At 68.6% G+C, this 357-nt stretch carries 1 protein-coding gene; it reads left to right on the forward strand.

From position 1 onward, the window contains the following. Positions 1–357 (forward strand): hypothetical protein (locus KO539_RS29890; protein WP_219314000.1); only part of this gene is annotated, 357 nt, incomplete at both ends.

Below are 357 nucleotides of genomic sequence, written 5' to 3' on the forward strand. Positions count from 1 at the left end.
CATCACGGCCAGCACGCTGAACGGGCAGGGCGGCAAACTCATCGGCAATGGCGCGCTGCGCATCGACGCCGGCAGCATCGACCACCGCGACGCCACCCTGGTGGCGCAGCAGGTAACGATCCAGGCGGGCAGCCTGGACAACCGTGGCGGCGGCATCGGCCAGACGGGGTCCGGCAGCATGACGCTGGGCATTGGCCAGCTGCTGGACAATACGGGTGGCCGCATCGAAAGCAATGGCGACCTGGTCGTGACGGCTGGCAGCGTGCTGAACCAGCAGGGTTTGCTGAGCGCCGTGCAGCAGGCGGCGTTGACGGTGACAGGCAAGCTCGACAACACGGCCGGCAGCGTGGCTGCCGG

Source organism: Janthinobacterium sp. NKUCC06_STL (genome assembly GCF_019345455.1).
Lineage (GTDB): Bacteria > Pseudomonadota > Gammaproteobacteria > Burkholderiales > Burkholderiaceae_D > Janthinobacterium > Janthinobacterium rivuli.